We start from the raw sequence: 19,593 nt of genomic DNA on the forward strand, positions 1-19,593 counted from the left end.
CATGCAAGGTTCGCCTCAAATGGCCCAAAATGTCCAATCAATCGTCCAGCCGGGATTCGGAACGAATCCTCAGCAGGTGAGACAGGATATCGCCAGGGATTTAGCCTATGGAAGCCAGCAGCAAGGTGGTATGATGGCTGGAGGCTTACAGGGCGGCATGATGGCGGGCGGCTTGGACGGTTCATATCAAATGGCCGGCGGCATGATGGACGGCTCAGCACCGATAAGACGCGGCATGCAAGGTTCAAGTCTGATGGCGCAAAATGCTCAATCAATCGTTCAGCCTGGTTTCGGAACAAATCCTCAGCAGGTGAGACAGGATATCGCCAGGGATTTAGCCTATGGTAGCCAGCAGCAGCAAGGTGGTATGATGGCTGGAGGCTTACAGGGCGGCATGATGGCGGGCGGCTTGGACGGTTCATATCAAATGGCCGGCGGCATGATGGATGGCTCAGCACCGTTAAGACGCGGCATGCAAGGTACATGGCAGATGGGGCAAAATGCTCAATCAATCGTTCAGCCGGGATTCGGAACAAATCCTCAGCAGGTGAGACAGGATATCGCCCGGGATTTAGCCTATGGTAGCCAGCAGCAACAAGGTGCCGGCATGCAGATGTACGGCTTGGGCAGCTTATCGTAGTTTGCCACCCAGTTAGTATTTCTATAGCAGCAGCCCTCTTTGGAGGGCTGTTGTTATTTTATAGGGCATAACGGGAACTAACAGCGAATTGTATATCTGAATTAAATCTATTCGGCTTAATATTTCCCCAGAAAGGCTTACACATTAATAATCAACAGCAAGTGCCTTCCAGCGAACCTGATGGAAGGCACTTTGATTTAAGATTTTCTTGGGATTTATGGATTACTTGTCACGATTTACACTGCTACTCACAATTTGATCATTTCTATATAAGTTGAATTATTGATTTACGGGCTTTGATATTTTAGAAATAGAGAGCTTTTCTCGCCAATTATTAATCTTTCCATATATCGGACTCATAAGGACATTTTTCTCGTATTCCCTATAAGTTTTGGCCTTCACAGCCCTATGAAGACCGCTTTTTCTATTTTCCAAATGAGTTTTGTCCTTCATGAGCCCTATGAAGACCACTTTTCCTATTTTTCAAATGAGTTTTGTCCTTCATGAGCCCTATGAAGACCACTTTTTCTATTTTTCAAATGAGTTTTGTCCTTCATGAGCCCTATGAAGACCGCTTTTTCTATTTTCCAAATGAGTTTTGTCCTTCATAAGCCCTATGAAGACCACTTTTTCTATTTTCCAAATGAGTTTTGTCCTTCATGAGCCCTATGAAGACCACTTTTCCTATTTTCCGAATGAGTTTTGTCCTTCATGAGCAATAAAAGCACCCGCTCTCTTTAGCCCATCTGAAGATAGCTGGAAAATGTTAAATTCAAGTTATATAGCTAAACTTTTATAGGAGTAAATATGCAAGCGGAGTGACAAAAATCAAAGTTAAAATCGTACGCTCCAGCCAAATAACCAGAAGCTGCGGTATACTGATTGGAATTTCGGTAGATAAAATACATGGGATAGTGGCCGAAAAAAATAAAATAGAAGAAACAGATACAACCGCAATAATGAACTTTGTTACCAATGGTGCTTCTACTACTAAGAGAGCCGGTAAAAACATCTCAGCTATTTCAATAGCCGAAGCCTTGGCTGCCAACAGCGGTTCCGGTATTTGTAAAGCCCATGTAACAGGATAAAAGATATAACCAAGCCAATCAAAAAAAGGTGTAAACTCTGCCAGGACTAAACCAATTAGTCCAACAGACAGGATAGATGGCAAAATACTCATCGTCATAATAAAACCATCTCTAAGGTTTTCCCATACATTTCTTCGAAGATTTAACGAGTTGTTTGCCGCTTCCATTGCGCTTTTCCAGGCATTTTGCAGGAATTTTTCCTTAACGATTTCTTCCGGATCGCCTTCTTTTCTATAATAGTCATCACTCATTTTATTAAGAGGATACATACGGACAGTCACAGCTGTCACAAGAAAGGTGACGACAAGGGATACCCAGAAATAAAGATTCCAACGATCCATAATTCCAAGCGTTTTTGCAATAACGATCATGAAAGTCACGGAAACAGTAGAAAATCCAGTTGCGATAATTGCTGCTTCCTTAATTGTATACTTTCCTTCTTTAAAAACACGGTTGGTAATCAGCAAACCGATCGAATAACTGCCGACAAAGGAAGCGACAGCATCAACCGCAGAACGTCCAGGCGTTTTCCAGATCGGACGCATGATGGGCTGGACGAGAACACCAATATATTCCAATAATCCATAACCTACGAGCAATGCTAAAAAGACTGAACCAATTGGTACAAGAAGGCCTACAGGGATAACCAGTTTTTCAAACAGGAACGGTCCCATATTCGGTGCCAATAGCCATGCCGGGCCGGTTTTCGTAAAAATCATCAATGCGACAATGACCCCTAAAACCTTCAAGAAAGAAAAAACTGTGCTTACTTTGTCTTTCTTCCAGCTTTTGGTGACAAATGGGTATACTGCACCAAGTACAATGACGATCAGAACATAGATAGGGACAACAGAAGGTAATGCCAGCCTGAGTGATGTCACCATATGATCAAGCATGATCGATGAAACCCCGTTTATCGTAATCGGGATAAAGAACATAAAAATACCGATAAAACTGAAAACTATAAATTTCAAAGCGTTTGCCATTGAGTATATAGTAGCTTTTTTCGTTTCCAAGTTTGATCCTGAATCTGGAACAATTATGGGCAGTCCTCCCCTAATAGTCTATTGTCCGATACACTAAATATTGATTCTTTGTTTGTAACCTGTTAAAAAGGAAAGCATTGTATGAACTGCTGTTTTCACCGTTATTTCTCCATGATCTTTGTATGGATCGAGACAAACAATGTCGATGACTTTCACTTTAGGACTTTTTCCTGCTAAATAAACAGCCTCAAACAGCTCGGTACTGAGCATACCCCCTGGTGTAGAAGCCGGCACTCCAGGCCCGAAGCCCATATCCAAAACATCCATATCAACAGTCAAATAGATTGTATCGACTTTGCGGCAGAGTTTCTCCAATGCTTCATTGATCGCAGTTTCAATCCCTTGTTTCCGCGCATTTCTCATTGTTGTATAGTTTAATCCGACTTCATCAGCATACTCTTTTAAGGACCTGGCATTAAAAAACCCATGCAGACCGATATTGTACACATCTCCCCCTTTTACAGTACCACTTTCAATCAAATTACGAATCGGAGTGCCGTTGCTCGGTCCGTTGTCTTTCAAATCCCTTAAGTCGAAATGAGTATCGAGCTGAAGAATGCCGATCCGCTCATTAAAATGAACTTCTTTCCACCCTTTCACCAGCATTGCAGTGATTGAGTGGTCACCACCCATCACAATAGGGAGCACTTCTGGATGATGGGTTCGCATACTGATCATTGCTTCTTTTATATTGTTGTGACATACCTCTATATTCGTCACATGCTGGCGGACATCACCAAGATCGACGACGTTTAAGCCGGAAAGGTCCTCATCATGATCGAGATTATAGGTCGTAAAGTATTTCCAGGCTCTGCGCAGTGCGTCCGGATTTTCACTTGCAGCTGATGCGGAGATGGAAGATCTTGATAACGGCACTCCGATAATTGCAGCATCAAAAACGGTCCAGTCCACTTTCTCAGCGTCCTTCGAATGAAGCGTCTTGATCCATTCGTTTACTCCCGGCTCATGACTGACTGTGCTTCTGTCCCAAGAAAACGCCGGCCGTTTTAACTGTGGATACGGGTATTGCTGCAAACCAATCTCCCTCCCTCAACGACCACTTCGCCATTTTTGAGGACAGTATGGACATGGTTGACGCCGTAACGATATTGTAGCGACACATAGTTCGGCACATCAAAAATGGTGATGTCTGCTTTTTTTCCTTTCTCGATACTGCCGATCTCTTTGCTTTTGTTGATCGCATGTGCAGCATTAATTGTGACGGCTGCAAGTACCTCAGCAGGAGTCATACCCATCTTCATGCAGCCAAGATTCATCATAAGAGGCGATGAAACTGTTGGCGATGAACCCGGATTACAATCAGTAGATAAAGCGACAGGCACTCCTGCATCGATCATTTTTCGCCCGTTTGCCGACTCTGCCATCAGGAAGAATGCTGTTCCTGGCAAAAGAACGGCAATCACACCCTTTTCGGCAAGTGCTGCGATCCCTTTATCCGATGCCTTTAACAGATGGTCGGCAGATATCGCACCAATGGAAGCCGCCAATTCTGCGCCTCCGTAAGGTTCAATTTCATCGGCGTGGATTTTGGGAAGCAGACCGTGCTCAAGTCCTGCTTGAAGAATGCGTTTTGACTGCTCGGGTGTAAAAACACCGCGTTCGCAAAATACGTCATTAAACTCTGCAAGCTTTCGCCGCGCCACTTCAGGGATCATGTCGTCAATAATGTGATTGACAAACTCATCAGGGTTTGCCCTGTACTCAGAAGGGACAGCATGTGCCCCCATAAACGTTCGGACAATATCGACCGGATGGCTTTCATGAAGAGCTTTGGCTACTTCCAATTGCTTTATTTCGTGCTCCAGTGACAGTCCGTAACCGCTCTTTGCTTCTATTGTCGTTACACCGTGCAACAAAAATTGATCAAGACGTTTTTTGCTTTCATTAAATAGCGTATCGTGACTTGCTTCCCTTGTGGAGGAGGTCGTGGCATGGATTCCTCCGCCGCTGTTCATAATTTCCATATACGTAGCGCCTTGGAGTCTCATGTTAAACTCATTTTCACGGCTTCCGGCATAAACAAGATGGGTGTGCGGGTCAACTAAGCCCGGGGTGACAAGCTTATCGGCAGCATCGATCAGTTCCGCTTCATTTATCCGGTCATTGTAGATTTGAGCCACTTCTTCATTTTTCCCAACATATTGGATGACGCCGTCCTCAAGCCAAACGCTGCCGTTTTCGATTATATGGAGCTGCTCCACTTGCTTTCCAGTTAACGGCGCCTCACTGCTTCCTGTTAGTGTGACCAGCTGGCTGGCGTTGCGAATAAAAACTGGTTTACTGTTCATGTCGTCTCCCCTCTCACAATGTTGGCCAAACAGGTTAAACTAGCATGCTTGAACTGTTTTTTGGCAAATCGCCTACTTTTTCAACATTGGAATATGGATGCCTGCTTCTTTTGCTGTCTTGATTGCGAGCTGATAGCCAGCATCGGCATGGCGTACAATACCCATTCCTGGATCCGTCGTAAGTACTCGTTCAAGGCGTTTTTCTGCTTCCTTTGTTCCGTCTGCGACAATCACCATACCGGCATGCAGGGAATATCCCATTCCAACACCACCGCCCTGGTGCACCGAAACCCAACTCGCTCCGCCAACGCTGTTGATCAGGGCATTCAAAATGGGCCAATCTGCCACAGCATCACTTCCATCCTTCATGGCTTCTGTTTCACGGTTCGGTGACGCAACAGAGCCTGAATCCAGGTGGTCACGGCCAATCACAATCGGCGCCTTCAACTCGCCACTAGCAACCATATCGTTGATCATTTTTCCGAATCTTGCCCGTTCTCCGTAACCTAACCAGCAAATACGGGCCGGAAGTCCCTGGAACTTGATTCTGTCCCTGGCCATTTTAATCCAGTTGCAAAGATGCGTATTGTAGCTGAATTCGCGAAGAATGACCTCATCTGTTTTGTAAATATCGTCTGGATCCCCGGAGAGCGCAGCCCAGCGGAACGGGCCTTTACCTTCACAAAACTGTGGCCGAATATACTCAGGTACAAAACCAGGGAAATTAAAGGCAGCTTCAATGCCTTCATCCTTTGCGACCTGGCGGATGTTGTTCCCGTAATCAAACGTAACCGCACCCTTTTCTTGCATTTTCAACATCGCACGCACATGCTCAGCAATGCTTGCTTTTGATTTCAGCTCATAAGCTTTAGGGTCTTTATTGCGCAGCACTAAAGCCTCTTCCAGGCTCATGCCAATTGGAATGTATCCGTTAATCGGGTCATGGGCAGATGTTTGGTCGGTCAAAACATCCGGAATAAAACCCTTTTCAAGCATCTCGTTTAACACTTCACCGGCATTGCCCAGCAAACCGATGGAAATTGCTTTTTTATTGTGTTTTGCTTCCAAAGCCAAATTCAGTGCTTCATTAAGGCTTTCTGTCATCACATCAAGGTATTTTGTATCCAGGCGGCGCTGGATACGGCTTTGGTCAACTTCTATAGTGATGCTGACACCGCCGTTTAATGAAACCGCAAGCGGCTGTGCTCCTCCCATACCTCCAAGTCCAGCCGTTACGGTAATCGTTCCTTCAAGAGTACCGTTGAAATGCTTGCGTGCACATTCAGCAAACGTTTCATACGTTCCTTGGACAATTCCCTGGCTGCCAATGTAAATCCAGCTGCCAGCTGTCATTTGTCCATACATCATCAACCCTTTTTTATCAAGCTCGTGAAAGTGATCCCAGTTTGCCCATGCCGGTACGAGGTTGGAGTTGGCAATCAGCACTTTCGGGGCATCTGTGTGCGTTTTAAATACAGCTGCCGGTTTTCCTGACTGAATCAACAGCGTTTCGTCATTTTCGAGGTTTTTCAGCGTTGAGACAATCGCATCAAAGCTCTCCCAATTGCGGGCCGCTTTTCCGATGCCGCCATATACAACCAAGTCTTCCGGGCGCTCTGCGACATCGACATTCAAGTTGTTGAACAACATCCGCAATGCCGCTTCCTGGATCCATCCTTTCGCATGGAGTTCACTACCTGTGTAGTTTTGAACTACTCTTTTTCCTGTTTGCTTTACAGACATGCCCTCACCCGCTCTTTCAGTATTTTTAAGATGCAAAAGGATGGGACATTTTCGGTAAACCCATCCTTTTGTACATTTTTTATACTGTAAGTGTAGACAAAGTAAGCAGCCGGAAATAGAGGTTCATTTTTTGAATTTTTTAAATTTTTTTCGAATTTACTATCTACTTAAAGCGCTTACATAAAAAAGTCTGTAATTATTTTAGTTTTCTATACTTTTTTTCGATCTCTAAATGCGCGGGGGGTTATCCCGGTTTGTTCTTTAAAAATTTTGCTGAAGTAATTTGCATTAATAAATCCCGTTTGCTCCGCTACATCTTGAATGGATATTTTAGTTTCAAGTAAAAGACGCTGTGCTTTCTTTATGCGATTTTTCGTTAATAACTGCCGGAAAGAGATTCCTTGTTTTTTGGTGAGGAGCGAGCTGAAATAAGCCGGGCTTCTGTCTACATGATTCGCGACATCCTCAAGCTTTAAACCGGGATTGTCAAAGTGCTGTTCAATATACTGGATACCCTGTTCGATCACATCTGTACGGGCATGCTCTTGATGAGTGGCAGCACGGTCAAGAACCTCGTAAAGGAATAACAATAACTCCTGGACAATCCGGTACAAAATAGGATTGTAGAGAATAGTTTCAAATATTTGATGATAACGGACCTCAAGCGTTCCTTCGTCAAGGTAAAATGACTTCATAAAGCGGCGCACCTGGGCTAATAAGCTTGTTAATCGCGTCCGTAATAAACCTGGCTCGGGATATGGTTCTTTCATATTTAAAAATTCTTTATACATCCACTGCTTAATCTTTTTCCTGTCATCCTCATTTAGCATATGGATCCATTCCCTCTGTTCTGACGGAGTCAGAAACGGATCGATCATTACCCAGTCCACTTTATCTTCAATGACGGAAAGCTGCCGATATCCTTTAAAAAAACGGAGTTCAAGCCCTTGCTTCGCACGAAGATATTTTTCATTTAATGAAAGAAACGGATCATCGGAGTCATATAAAACAAGCGAGATCGGTTCTGAAAACCGTTCTTCCCACTCTGTTAAAATCCGGTTGCCTGTCTGTTTTAGGTGTGTGAATGGAAGCTTGTTGGCGAATGAAAAAACAGAAACGATCATATCGCTTAGCGGCAGTAAAACCGGCTGGTATTGAAAAGGATATTCCTGCAAAAAAGAAAGCAGCAAAGGCAGTTTTTTCGGGTTTTCCAACTGCATCAGCATCAATCGGTAATTGACGTCTGGCGTTTCTTCATGGACGAATAAACAGCGGTAAGAGATGGAGGATTCTTCGGTTTGAGCCGATGGCTTTTGTTTTTTCTCAACTTCGGAAGCAGCCTTGCAGCAATGGGTTAATACCCGTTTGATATGGTCAGGCGAATGAGGTTTTACCCATAAATCAAAGGCATGTAGTTCAATGCCTTGAAGCGCCCGTTCAAATGTGGCTTCTGCAGTCATGACGATGACCTTGGTCCTGTACCGTTTGATCAGCTCCTTAAAGCTGTCCCAGCTATCCTTTGAAATCATATCGAGTTCAATGCAAATAACATCGGGCAATTCAGCCTCAATAATATCAAATACCTCTGATACAGAGCCTGCCGTAAGTACATGATCAAACGGAATTGAATACGAAGACAACAGCCAGCCAATCCCTGTTCGTTCATTTTGATCACGATCGCCAATTAACAATTTAACCATACAGGCCCTCCTTTATCGCACGTTTTCCATACCTGTATTGTAAACTATATTTAGCTTCCGCTTATTATTTTTCCTGCTTAAAGTCCAGGATTTCAAAAAAAAAGAGCTGCCAAAACGACAGCTCCAATCATGCAAAGTAAATCATTAATTGATTTTTTTATTTTTATAGTCACCCTTGTTAGCAGTAATTTCGTTTAAGTTACTGTTCCTTCGCCCGTATGAAAAATAAATCACTAATCCGATCAATATCCAGGTTCCAAAGCTCATCCATGTCGTTGCCGGAAGCTGGAGGGCCAAATATCCGCAAAACAGAATGGCCAGGATCGGAATCAATGGTACAAACGGGACCTTAAAGCCTTTACTTTGAGAACGCTTTGTTTTACGAAGATAAAGGATTCCCGCTGATACTGTCACAAATGCAAATAATGTGCCGATATTGGTTAACTGCGCCAGCTTGCTGAGCGGAACAACCCCGGCAAAAAAAGATACAACGATACAAGTAATCCATGAATTGGCAATAGGTGTTTGTTTTTCTTTATCCACCCGTGATAATACTTTCGGCAGCAAGCCATCACGGCTGATTGCATACAATAATCTTGTTTGTCCATACATCATCACTAGTAAAACAGTTGTTATGCCAGTGATCGCACCAAGGGAAATGAAACCCGCTACCCAGTCCTGGCCAATATAGCTGAGCGCGAAGGCAACAGGATTTTTTACTCCCAACTGGTCGTAAGGAACGATGCCTGTCAATATCAGTGCAACTACAATATATAACGCTGTACAAATTAAAAGAGAGGCGATGATGCCAATCGGCAGGTTTTTCTGCGGATTCTTTACTTCTTCCGCAGCAGTAGCAACCGCATCAAATCCGATGTAAGCAAAGAATACAGTAGCAGCACCTGCGGTAACGCCGGAAAAACCAAAAGGCATAAATGGTGACCAATTATCCGGTTCAACATACCATACCCCTACCGCAATAAATAGAATGACCACCGCAAGTTTAATAATGACCATGATCGTATTAAAACGGGAAGATTTCTTAACACCCTGAGTCAACAACAGGGTAATTAAAAATACAATCAATATAGCCGGAACATCAACAAACGTACCTTCTGCCGGGTTATAAGCACTTGATAATGCCTTTGGAATTTCTATACCAAACCCCTGCAGCAGCCCTTGAAAATACCCCGACCATCCACTGGCCACAGCAGACGAAGCAAGTCCATACTCCAGTATTAAATCCCAGCCCAGTATCCAGGCAATCAGCTCGCCAAAAGTCGCATAGCTATAAGTATAAGCACTGCCCGCAACCGGAACTGTGGAAGCAAATTCCGCATAACAAAGAGCAGCAAAAACGCAAGCAAGTCCTGATAAAATAAACGAAAGAATAAGCGCAGGGCCTGCGTGTTCCGCAGCAGCCACTCCAGTTAAAACAAAAATCCCGGTACCAATAATGGCCCCAACCCCAAGCATAGTTAAATCAAATGCGCCAAGGTCTTTCTTAAGGGTGACTCCTTTTTTCCCCGTTTCCCTGATGAGCGCATCAATCGATTTTGTCCTAAACAAATTCATAACAAACCCCCGAAAATCAAATATTCTGAATTTATCTCGCAATAAATATATATTAAGATAACATATTTATTATATTGAAAAATAAATAAATTTCAAATTTTATTATTATGCAGTTCTTTCCAATTGCGATTTGCAACAGAGAACTAAAGGTTTTTCTCCCGTGCAAAATTTTGAAAAGATAAAGCTATTATTATCTTATCCGAAATCATCCAAGCTTATCACTTTCCAACCATAGCCACAATCAATTCATTTATGAATTGGCTCCAAAGAAAAAGCATCTATACAAATAGATGCCCGATTTGAATTTGGTTACGTGAAAATATTGGTTTTCGCATGAAGCCAAGCATCTGGTAACGCTACAGAACCATTTTTATAGCCGCCAAAACAACTCCAATCAAAAATCCGCAAACAGCTCCGTTCACCCGAATCCACTGCAGGTCTTTTCCAACATTGTTTTCCATCATGTGGATCAGCGACTCGGTGTCGAGTTTGTCCAAATTTTCTTTCACCAGCTTGCCAATTTTCGAATGGTTGCTTTCAATCAACGCGGCAATTTGCTTTTGCAGCCAATTTTCAATAGCATTAAATTTGGCCGGATCCGTTTTTAAATCGTCGATAACCCGGTTCATCAGCGGGAGCATAAATTGATGATAAAAGGTATCTTCATTGATAAATTTTACTGCTCTCTGCTGCGCCTGTAGCAAGAGTTCTGTTATTTGCCCTGATAACCGCCAATCATGAATGATTTGTTCTTTCCAGTCGTTTATTTCGTTTACCAGTTCCGTTCGATTCTCTACATCCGCCAATTCTTTCCGAATTCGTGCAAGAACTATTTGCCTATACTGGTTATCCGATTCCTTTAAAAGAGGGATTCTTTTCATAAGGAAGCTTTGGATCATTTGGCCGAGCTTTTCTTTGTTGATAAATTGTTTTAAAGACTGAAGGGCAAATTGCATAAAGCCGTCCGATTTGGTGTTTTCAAGCAGCTCCATCGCGATGCTGCCCATCTTTTCTTTCGAATCCTCTTTTGCTGCCCATTTTTCAAACTCGGTCAATAAATAATCAATTGCCTTTTCATCATATTTCTTTGCGATGACCTGGGATGCACCGGCATGAAGAAGTTTTCCGGCATCCATCCTGTAGAGATAGTCTTTGATCGCTTTTTCAAGGTAAGGAGAAATTTTTTCCGCATCCAGGCTGCGGATGATTTGTTCGAGAATAGAAACTGCGCCGTTTCTGATTGGTTCAGAGCGAATTTCAGCTTCTACGATAGCAATAAGCTTTTTGGCAATCTCTATTTCTTTAAGCTTTTCGCGAATGCTCTCTTTTGTGAGCCAATTATTTTCGAGCATATTGATTAGCGCATTTACCATTTTGTCGCGATTTTTCGGAAGCAATGCCGTATGCGGAATCGGCACACCAAGTGGATGGCGAAATAAAGCTGTCACCGCAAACCAATCAGCCAATCCTCCTACTAATCCCGCTTCAAATCCGCCATGTAACAGGCGCCCGATTATATGATCCTGAACAGGAATCGTTGCAAGGAATCCGCTTCCCATCATGATTAGAGAAATAGTTGCTAAATATTTTGACTTCGTGCTGTTTTTGACCATAAAATCTTCCTTATCATATTTGTTGTATATCACTTTAACATCTAATTTTACCATAATAAAAATGATTTGCTAAATGTATGGTACAGTTAAGTTAAGCCATCTGCACCATAGATGATCGAGCAAGGTTTCATTATATTAAAAAACAGACTCCCGGTCGAGAGCCTGTTTTGCGATCCAAAATTAAATTATGATTTTTGAACGTGACTAACTCGAGGTTCGGATTGACCCTGCTCAACATCAAAGGTAGCTTTTCCACAATTTTGTGAGCAGGACTGTTTAATACTGCAGCTTGCACACTTCCCTTGCTTTGATTTATTGATAAATCCAAACAGAGCCCAACCGGCATATCCAAATATTACTCCGGCAATAATCATGTTGGCAATCATGTGATTTCACCCCTTCAGGATAGACCCAGCAATTTGCCGCCCTGAAAAACCAGCAGCGCTAAAGTATAGGCGATAAAAAGCGCGTATAGAATGGAAAACGCTGTCCATTTTTTTGAACCTGTTTCTTTATAAATCGTTGCTGTTGTCGCCAGGCACGGAATATACAGGAGAATAAATACCATAAAGCTGTATGCAGCAAGGGGAGTAAAATACTCTGCAAGTAATCCTTGCAAGCTTGCTTCATCAGGGACAAAATAGATAATATTCATCGTTGAAATAATGGCTTCTTTTGCAAAAAAGCCCGTTAATAAAGATGCGCCTGCCTGCCATGTGCCAAATCCGATTGGATCAAACAGCGGGGCAACGATACCGCCAACCGCTGCCAAATAGCTATCATCCATGGCAACGTTGAAGCCGTCCGGCCCCAAATAAGATAATGTCCATACAAAAACGGAACCTGCAAAAATAAACGTTCCAGCCTTTTTTATAAAGCCTTTCCCCTTATCCCATGTGCTTTTCCATAATGCCTGGAATTGCGGGATCCGATATGGGGGAAGTTCAATCACAAATAACGAAGTTTCCCCTTTTAAAATCGTTGAAGAGAAAATTTTAGCCAATGTGAGGGCTGTCAACACTCCAAGGACATACAAGGATAAAACGACAAATGCTTTATTTTGCACAAAAAATGCCCCGACAAACAAAGCATAGACCGGCAACCGGGCTGAACAGGACATCAATGGCGTCAGCAAAATCGTCAACAATCGTTCTTTAGGTGTTTCAATCGTTCTGGCAGCCATAATGCCGGGGACGTTGCAGCCAAAGCCAATTACCATCGGAATGAATGCTTTTCCGTTCAATCCGACCGTTTCCATTATCCGGTCCATGACAAGAGCCACTCTTGCCATATAACCTGAATCCTCCAATAAGGAAATAAAGAAGAAAAGGATAAAAATTTGCGGCACAAACACGAGTACTCCGCCAACCCCTGCAACGATTCCATCGAGGATTAAGGCATGAATGAAATCCGAGGCGCCTGCAGCAGTGAGCAATACGGCAATTGCATCTGTCAGCGGGCCGGAAATGAATCCATCTAGCAAATCAGATAGTGGAAAACCGACCCAATCAAACGTCAGCATAAACATCAAATACATGAATGTTAAAAAGATGGGAATCCCCAGTACCTTGTTGGTGACAATCGCATCGATCCGCTCCGTTAAAGTCGTTTTCGTTTGGTCTCCCTGTACGACAGCTGCTGCCAAAATGGTATCGATCTTTTCTTGTCTTTTTGCATGAATATACTGCTCAAGCGATTTTGCCCCGTGTAGTTTTTTCAGGTTCATTTCGATTGATTGAACCAGTTCATCCAAAACTTGATTATCAATAAATGCTGTTAAATATTTTTTTACATACTGGTTTCCTTCAAATAGCTGTAAGGCGAGCCATCTAGTTGAGTGGGCCGCTTTTCCTTTCAGCATTTCCCCCAGCTTCAGCACGCCTGCTTCAAGTTCTTTCCCATAATAGACAGGATTGTTTTTGGGACTTGAAGCCGAATTTGTTGTTGCTGTCTTTGTTAAGGAGTCACAACCTTTCCCGCTCCTTGCGATGACGGAAACAACGGGAACACCGAGAAGTTCAGACAACTTTTCCGGGTCGAGCTGAATGCCACGCTGTTTCGCTACATCAATCATATTTAAACCAACGACAAGCGGCTTTCCGTACTCAAGCAACTGAATCGTTAAGTGCAAATTTCTCGGCAACTGTGAAGCATCAACAATGTTGAGCGTCTTGTCAAAGTTTTCTGTTAAAAAGAAATGACTGACAACACCTTCATCCTTGGACAGCGGGTTCAGCGTATAAATACCGGGCAGATCAATTAATTTATCTTTTTTATTCTTAAATAACCCGACTTTTTTCTCAACCGTGACACCACTCCAGTTCCCAACATACTCATATGAACCGGTTAAATGATTAAATAATGATGTTTTTCCGGTATTTGGGTTTCCGAGTAGAGCAATATCCATTATAATCTCTCCACTTCGATGCGGAGTGCTTCATTTCGGCGAATGCCGACACATTGACCGCAAGATTCCAACAAATAAGGTCCGCCAAATGGCATAATGCATTTAATACAAACTTCTGTTCCTTCCGTTATTCCGAGATTCAGGAGCCTGCGGCGCACCAAATGATCTGCCTTTGAAATGTCCAAAATCTTGCCTTTATCGCCTTCTCTTAATTGTCCGAGCATGTTCCCCACCCTATATAAAAGTATTTAATCAGTTTTGTTAGTTGAGAATGATTCTCTTTATCTTTACTTATAACAATTCCATTCATGTTTTGCTGTGAGGAAAATCACATCCTTTTGCTTTTCTCCATGTTTTAATAAAAAATTCACATGTATTTTTAAAACATGATTGTCCCGATTTTAAAAAAGCCCAAAAAAAGAAGCCGTTTGTAAGGCTTCTGATAATTAAATATTTTGATTCTACTGGATTGTTTTCATTCTGAATCATTGGTGATCTGCTGACCGATCGTTCCGTGAGGGTCTGGAACATAATCTAAATGCATCGTTTCCTTTAATGAAACGTCGGTTTCATAAGAATCGGTTTTTAAATCCTTCTCCTTTTGGAACTTAATATTGTCCTTCATTGCGTCACCTCCATTTCCATAATGTTTGGAGAACGCATAGAAAATATACCGGTACCAATACGGTTAGCTAATACCTATCCTCCGATTTATAGCTGCATTGGATGGAAGTGTTCCCAATTTGTCCTTGCCCAACATATAAATAACTAAAAACGAAAAAAAAGACACGTTCCAAGTATAGGAGCGTATCTTAAACGTATGATCCGAGAGGGATTCGAACCCCCGACCCCATCCCTGTCAAGGATGTATTCTCCCACTGAACTATCGGATCGTAATATGAATTGTAACCAGCAAGGTTGTGCTCTCCCTGCCGAGTTAAGGCCTTAAATTGTCGAACCTTTAAAAGGTACATGTTTAATTATATTTATCTTCTAAGAAAAGTCAAGGAGTTTCTATTCTTTCTTATTTCAAAAATCATCTTGCTGTACAGCGCATTAAGCACCCCTTAACAGCTTTCTTTTCATAACGCCCCATAAGACGTCTTGACCTTAACATTATAAAAAGCCTCCCAAATGGAGACTTACTGGTCCAAAAGTTTTTTGCGCAACGAAATTAACGTGCCGGTATGCAGTCCTTCGTGGTAAATCGTTCTTGGAATCACATCACCAATTGTCCGGATCCCGTGTTCTGATTCTTCATTTAACCTTTCATCGAATCTTGCGGCAAACGTCTCTTTTAAAAACGGTATTTGTTCCTTTAAAAGCCGCTTAATTTCCCCGATCGAAGGTGGCTGGTTGTCCTCTGTCCAATCGCGCGGAGAACTTCCATAACTGAAAAAAGGCGCAATTTCTGCTAATGGCATGCTATCATCGATTTTATGGTAAAACCATAAATATTGGTCGAGCAGAATATGGCCTGCATTCCAGCGAACCGAGTTATTAAACCCTTCTGGCACAACATCGGTCAATTCTTCCGGTATTGAATCCAAAATATCGAGCGTATAACCTCTTACGTCCTCAGCCAATTTCCAAACAGCCCTGTCCATGCTTTTCCCCCTTTTTATTCTTTAAGTTTACAAATTAATTCGGAATATTCGTATTATAACATAATTATCAAAATGTCTGGCTGAATAACCAAAAAAGCATTTCTCCTGCTTGATATGATAAAATCGCATAAAAGCCTGTTAAAAGTACGATGGTGGGCAACCTGAGCAAGGGAGGAATCAACAATGGAAATTCCGCGAGGTACAATCAAAGATATGACGATTCCAAGCAAAGAGTTGGGGGAAGAAGTAAATATTCTCGTTTATTTACCAGCTTCTTTCTCATCTCTTTATAAATATTCTCTGTTAATTGCATCTGACGGAAAGGATTATTTTCAGTTTGGCAGAATCGGGCGAATTGCCGATGAATTATTGCATCATAAAGAAATAGAAAATGTCATTATCGTTGGGGTGCCCTACAAGGATGTAAAGGACCGACGTGAAAAATATCATCCGCAGGGTAGTCGCCAGCACAATTATATTCGTTTTCTCGCCCATGAACTTGTCCCATTTTTGGATAAAGAGTTCCCCACCTATCAAATGGGCATGGGCAGAGCACTGATCGGCGACTCGCTGGCAGCGACCGTATCATTAATGACGGCCCTTGAATATCCCAATATATTTGGACGGGTCATTCTCCAGTCTCCGCTTGTAAACGATCGGGTGGTTCAATTAGTGGAAACATTTGAATACCCACCATTATTACATATATATCACGAGGTCGGAAATCAAGAAACCATTGTTATAACTTCAGACAAAAAGGAAATGGATTTCCTCACCCCGAACCGCCATCTGGCGGAAGTTTTCCGGCAAAAACGTTTTCCGTACCATTTTGAAGAATTTGCTGGCAATCATACTTGGACCTATTGGCAGCCCAATTTAAGAGATGCGCTGAAAAAAATGTTTTAATTTTGCCTTAAATATGCTTTTTCGGAGCAGGAAGGGTATAATGATCTTATCAATTCCGAAGATTTGTTATAATCGCATTAAAATTCTTTTTGTAAAACATTCCAATTCCGGCTCCTTTTTTCATTGGCGTCATATTCGAATTTTTACTCCTTCAACTCATAAATCTTAATATTTAACATTGGAGGTCATAATATGAAATTCGGTATCGTTATTTTTCCGACAAAAAAGCTCCAGGATTTTGCTAACTCCTATCGAAAACGCTATGATGCACACTACGCGTTAATTCCGCCACACTTAACGTTAAGAAGCGCTTTTGAAGCAACAGAAGAACAGATCACTGAACTCGCTAAAAAACTTGAAGACATCGCCGGAAAATATGAGCCGTTTAGGCTGAAGGTGTACCGGGTCAGTTCATTTCATCCAGTAAACAATGTGATCTATTTAAAAGTTGAACCTACTGAAGAATTGAAAGGGTTGCATAATGATTTTCTAAAAAGCTTCGATGACGGCCAGCCGGAGTATGCGTTTGTTCCGCACATTACAATCGGGCAAAATCTGTCGGATGCTGAACATTCAGACGTTTATGGTTCTTTAAAAATGCTGAAAGTTGAACATGAAGAAACCGTTGACCGCTTCCACCTCCTTTACCAGCTGGAAAACGGGCAATGGACTGTATATGAAACATTTCGCTTAGGAAAGGATAATAAAAATTGAAAGTAACTACCGTTTCGACCGAAAAAGAATTACAGGATGCCTTTACAGTCCGCAAGAAGGTATTCGTTGAAGAACAACAAGTTCCTGAAGAAGAAGAAATCGACCAGTTCGAATCGAGCGCAGTTCACTTTGTTTTGTATGATGATGAAACTCCGGCTGGAGCCGGCCGTTTCCGGATTGTTGACGGTTTTGGAAAGGTTGAACGCATTTGTGTGCTGCAGGAGTACCGAAAGACCGGAGCCGGTAAAGCGATTATGGCTGCAATTGAAGAATATGCCTCAAATAAAGGGATTACGGCCTTAAAGCTGAACGCGCAGACCCATGCGATTCCTTTTTATAGCCGTTTAGGCTATGAAGTGGCATCCGAAGAATTTTTAGATGCAGGCATCCCCCATAAAACGATGAAAAAATCTCTATAAGAATCGAGCTCCCTCATATAGCGGGAGCTCTTTTTTTTCGATAATTTAAAGGGAATTGGCTAACAATAATAGATATAATTGCACTGGCGGAGGCGAAACAAAATGCACTTTTTTCAAATATTAATGGAGCTTGTAGTTGGCTATATTGCGCTTTTGCTGATGACAAAATTACTGGGGAAAACGCAGATCACCCAAATAACAACTTTTGATTTTATTTCTGCACTCGTACTGGGAGAATTAGTTGGAAATGCATTTTATGATGATAAAGTGGGGCTGAAAGAAATTTTATTTGCGATCGCGATATGGAGCATTCTTATTTTCGGAACAGAAATACTGACACAGAAAAAGATCAGTGTCCGTGGTTTTTTGGAAGGCAATCCGTCGATTGTCGTCCGAAAAGGGCAGATAGATTATAATGAATTGCGCAAAAACCACTTGGATATTAACCAGCTTCAGCATTTGCTTAGAAAAAAAGATATTTTCTCGATCAGAGAGTGCGAGTATGCAATTTTAGAGACTGACGGCTCAATCAGTGTTGTCAAAAAGCCTTCCTTTCAGACGCCTTCTGTTGGGGATTTGAATTTGCCTTTAAGTGAAATTCACTTGCCGGTCACTTTGATTTCGGATGGCGAGGTTCTTTATAAGAACTTGCAGAATATTAATTGGGATGAAAAAGATTTGGAAACGGAATTGGAAAAAGCTGGTGTCCTCTCTCCCAAAAATGTCTTATATGCAGAATGGCTGAAAGGAGAACCTTTACACGTCCAAACATATAAAACACGTTCATAGGCAAAAATGATTCTTAAAGCGCTACACAATCTTATTAAAATTCCGCCCTTTTCCAGATAGCTCTGCGTACGTTCTGTCAATTATTTCTTCATTGCGTTTCACTTTCGGAACAGGAGTGAAAGACATATCGGCGATTTTCCGCGGTGGCACTGCGATATGTTCATGCGTTCGATAAGCTTTATCCAGTTTATTCATTTTTGCCACCGGAATCAGTTTAAAAGGGTCATGATGTACGCCAATATCCCGTTCTGCATACTGAGAATACTGATAGTTTGTTACCGGTAAAATATAGCCCATCTTTCCCACCTCTTTACACACATTATTTCAGTTTCTTTTACCCTTTATTGAATACGGCTAAACCTGTTTCTTAAGACACTTTTGTATTAGCTTCTTGTTTTGGTATATAACTAACTTTTGATTTATATCAAAAAAAGGACTTGCCAAGTCCTTTTATTTTTTGTTGATCATTTTTGAAATCGTATTTAAATCAAGCTTTTGCCCATCTTTTACAATGGAGTTGACGATTTTATCTTCCATCTCTTTTGTTACAGGCTTATTGGCAATCTGCGAGACTTTTTTAATGACGCCTCTGACCGTTTGCTCATCTTTAAAATTTGCATTTTGAAGCGAATTTGCCAAGTCGAAAATATCCTTCATATTGACGCCGGTCTTTTTTTCAACATTCTTAAAAAAACCATTTTCCATGCTACCACACCACGCCTCCTTTATAAACTACTTTATCTTATGAAGAAAGGCGAAAAAGGTGAAATGGATACGGCGGCCCTGATCCAGCACAAAAAAGGGCCGCCCCTTAAGAGACAGCCTTGGCAGTGAAATATATTTATCGCCATTCTTAATTATAGAAGCTGGCACCAACAACAATTAACAAAATAAACAGTACGACGATTAATACAAACGCGGAGCCGCCATATCCACCGCCGTATCCATAGCCACCATAATGGCAGCCATAACCGAAGCCCATGTTCGTCACCTCACTTTAATGTATTCATTCATAGCATATGTTAGGCAACATGAAA

General features: G+C 42.0%; 20 protein-coding genes and 1 tRNA gene. 5 read left to right on the forward strand and 16 right to left on the reverse strand.

Annotation, left to right across the window (positions count from 1 at the left end):
• The coding region (locus CU633_RS02995; protein ID WP_101658250.1) for a hypothetical protein at positions 1-640 on the forward strand (640 nt) is incomplete at its 5' end.
• 793 nt (positions 641-1,433) lie between these two features.
• Here CU633_RS02995 and CU633_RS03000 read toward each other — a convergent pair.
• The 13 genes from CU633_RS03000 to CU633_RS03060 form a co-directional block, all read right to left on the reverse strand.
• On the reverse strand, positions 1,434-2,714 hold the full coding sequence (locus CU633_RS03000; protein WP_101658375.1) for a YjiH family protein: 1,281 nt from the start codon (positions 2,712-2,714) through the stop codon (positions 1,434-1,436).
• A gap of 93 nt (positions 2,715-2,807) precedes the next feature.
• Complete coding sequence (locus CU633_RS03005) at positions 2,808-3,809, reverse strand: agmatinase family protein (protein WP_101658251.1); 1,002 nt, start codon at positions 3,807-3,809, stop codon at positions 2,808-2,810.
• On the reverse strand, positions 3,782-5,083 hold the full coding sequence (gene hutI / locus CU633_RS03010) for an imidazolonepropionase (RefSeq protein ID WP_101658252.1): 1,302 nt from the start codon (positions 5,081-5,083) through the stop codon (positions 3,782-3,784). Before hutI ends, CU633_RS03005 begins: the two co-directional genes overlap by 28 nt.
• Before the next feature lie 72 nt (positions 5,084-5,155).
• Positions 5,156-6,826 (reverse strand): urocanate hydratase, encoded by a 1,671-nt coding sequence (hutU, locus tag CU633_RS03015; RefSeq protein WP_101658253.1) that lies wholly within the window; start codon positions 6,824-6,826, stop codon positions 5,156-5,158.
• A gap of 209 nt (positions 6,827-7,035) precedes the next feature.
• Positions 7,036-8,526, reverse strand: a complete 1,491-nt coding sequence (locus CU633_RS03020; protein WP_101658254.1) for a helix-turn-helix domain-containing protein — start codon at positions 8,524-8,526, stop codon at positions 7,036-7,038.
• Positions 8,527-8,670: 144 nt separating this feature from the next.
• Positions 8,671-10,101, reverse strand: coding sequence for an amino acid permease (locus CU633_RS03025; RefSeq protein WP_101658255.1), 1,431 nt, complete (start codon positions 10,099-10,101; stop codon positions 8,671-8,673).
• Between the two features lie 356 nt (positions 10,102-10,457).
• Complete coding sequence (locus CU633_RS03030) at positions 10,458-11,714, reverse strand: DUF445 domain-containing protein (RefSeq protein WP_101658256.1); 1,257 nt, start codon at positions 11,712-11,714, stop codon at positions 10,458-10,460.
• 185 nt (positions 11,715-11,899) lie between these two features.
• On the reverse strand, positions 11,900-12,100 hold the full coding sequence (locus CU633_RS03035) for a FeoB-associated Cys-rich membrane protein (protein ID WP_101658257.1): 201 nt from the start codon (positions 12,098-12,100) through the stop codon (positions 11,900-11,902).
• 14 nt (positions 12,101-12,114) lie between these two features.
• Positions 12,115-14,121, reverse strand: a complete 2,007-nt coding sequence (gene feoB / locus CU633_RS03040; RefSeq protein ID WP_101658258.1) for a ferrous iron transport protein B — start codon at positions 14,119-14,121, stop codon at positions 12,115-12,117.
• Positions 14,121-14,345: a FeoA family protein gene (locus CU633_RS03045; RefSeq protein WP_101658259.1), complete on the reverse strand. Its 225-nt coding sequence runs from the start codon at positions 14,343-14,345 to the stop codon at positions 14,121-14,123. The genes feoB and CU633_RS03045 overlap by 1 nt, the downstream gene beginning before the upstream one ends.
• 251 nt (positions 14,346-14,596) lie before the next feature.
• Positions 14,597-14,746, reverse strand: a complete 150-nt coding sequence (locus CU633_RS22680; RefSeq protein WP_180954837.1) for a hypothetical protein — start codon at positions 14,744-14,746, stop codon at positions 14,597-14,599.
• A gap of 196 nt (positions 14,747-14,942) precedes the next feature.
• Positions 14,943-15,014, reverse strand: a tRNA-Val gene (locus CU633_RS03055).
• A 249-nt stretch (positions 15,015-15,263) separates the two neighbouring features.
• Positions 15,264-15,728: a DinB family protein gene (locus CU633_RS03060; protein WP_101658261.1), complete on the reverse strand. Its 465-nt coding sequence runs from the start codon at positions 15,726-15,728 to the stop codon at positions 15,264-15,266.
• Positions 15,729-15,911: 183 nt separating this feature from the next.
• Here CU633_RS03060 and CU633_RS03065 point away from each other — a divergent pair, with 183 nt between their 5' ends.
• The 4 genes from CU633_RS03065 (at position 15,912) to CU633_RS03080 (ending at position 18,556) form a co-directional block, all read left to right on the forward strand.
• Positions 15,912-16,634, forward strand: a complete 723-nt coding sequence (locus tag CU633_RS03065) for an alpha/beta hydrolase (RefSeq protein WP_101658262.1) — start codon at positions 15,912-15,914, stop codon at positions 16,632-16,634.
• A gap of 192 nt (positions 16,635-16,826) precedes the next feature.
• Complete coding sequence (locus CU633_RS03070; protein ID WP_101658263.1) at positions 16,827-17,348, forward strand: YjcG family protein; 522 nt, start codon at positions 16,827-16,829, stop codon at positions 17,346-17,348.
• Entirely contained in the window at positions 17,345-17,767 is a 423-nt protein-coding gene (locus CU633_RS03075; RefSeq protein WP_101658264.1) for a GNAT family N-acetyltransferase, read from the forward strand. Before CU633_RS03070 ends, CU633_RS03075 begins: the two co-directional genes overlap by 4 nt.
• A gap of 102 nt (positions 17,768-17,869) precedes the next feature.
• Entirely contained in the window at positions 17,870-18,556 is a 687-nt protein-coding gene (locus tag CU633_RS03080) for a DUF421 domain-containing protein (protein ID WP_101658265.1), read from the forward strand.
• 21 nt (positions 18,557-18,577) lie between these two features.
• Here CU633_RS03080 and CU633_RS03085 read toward each other — a convergent pair whose 3' ends face one another.
• The 3 genes from CU633_RS03085 to CU633_RS03095 form a co-directional block, all read right to left on the reverse strand.
• The gene (locus CU633_RS03085) at positions 18,578-18,853 is read right to left on the reverse strand and encodes a hypothetical protein (protein ID WP_101658266.1); all 276 of its coding nucleotides are present in this window, start codon (positions 18,851-18,853) and stop codon (positions 18,578-18,580) included.
• Between the two features lie 153 nt (positions 18,854-19,006).
• A complete protein-coding gene (locus CU633_RS03090; protein ID WP_101658267.1) occupies positions 19,007-19,261 on the reverse strand; it encodes a stage VI sporulation protein F in 255 nt (84 codons plus the stop codon).
• 148 nt (positions 19,262-19,409) lie between these two features.
• The gene (locus CU633_RS03095) at positions 19,410-19,538 is read right to left on the reverse strand and encodes a YjcZ family sporulation protein (protein ID WP_101658268.1); all 129 of its coding nucleotides are present in this window, start codon (positions 19,536-19,538) and stop codon (positions 19,410-19,412) included.
• Between the last annotated feature and the right edge of the window lie 55 nt (positions 19,539-19,593).

The organism is Bacillus sp. V3-13 (assembly GCF_002860165.1).
Taxonomy (GTDB): domain Bacteria; phylum Bacillota; class Bacilli; order Bacillales; family Cytobacillaceae; genus Bacillus_BJ.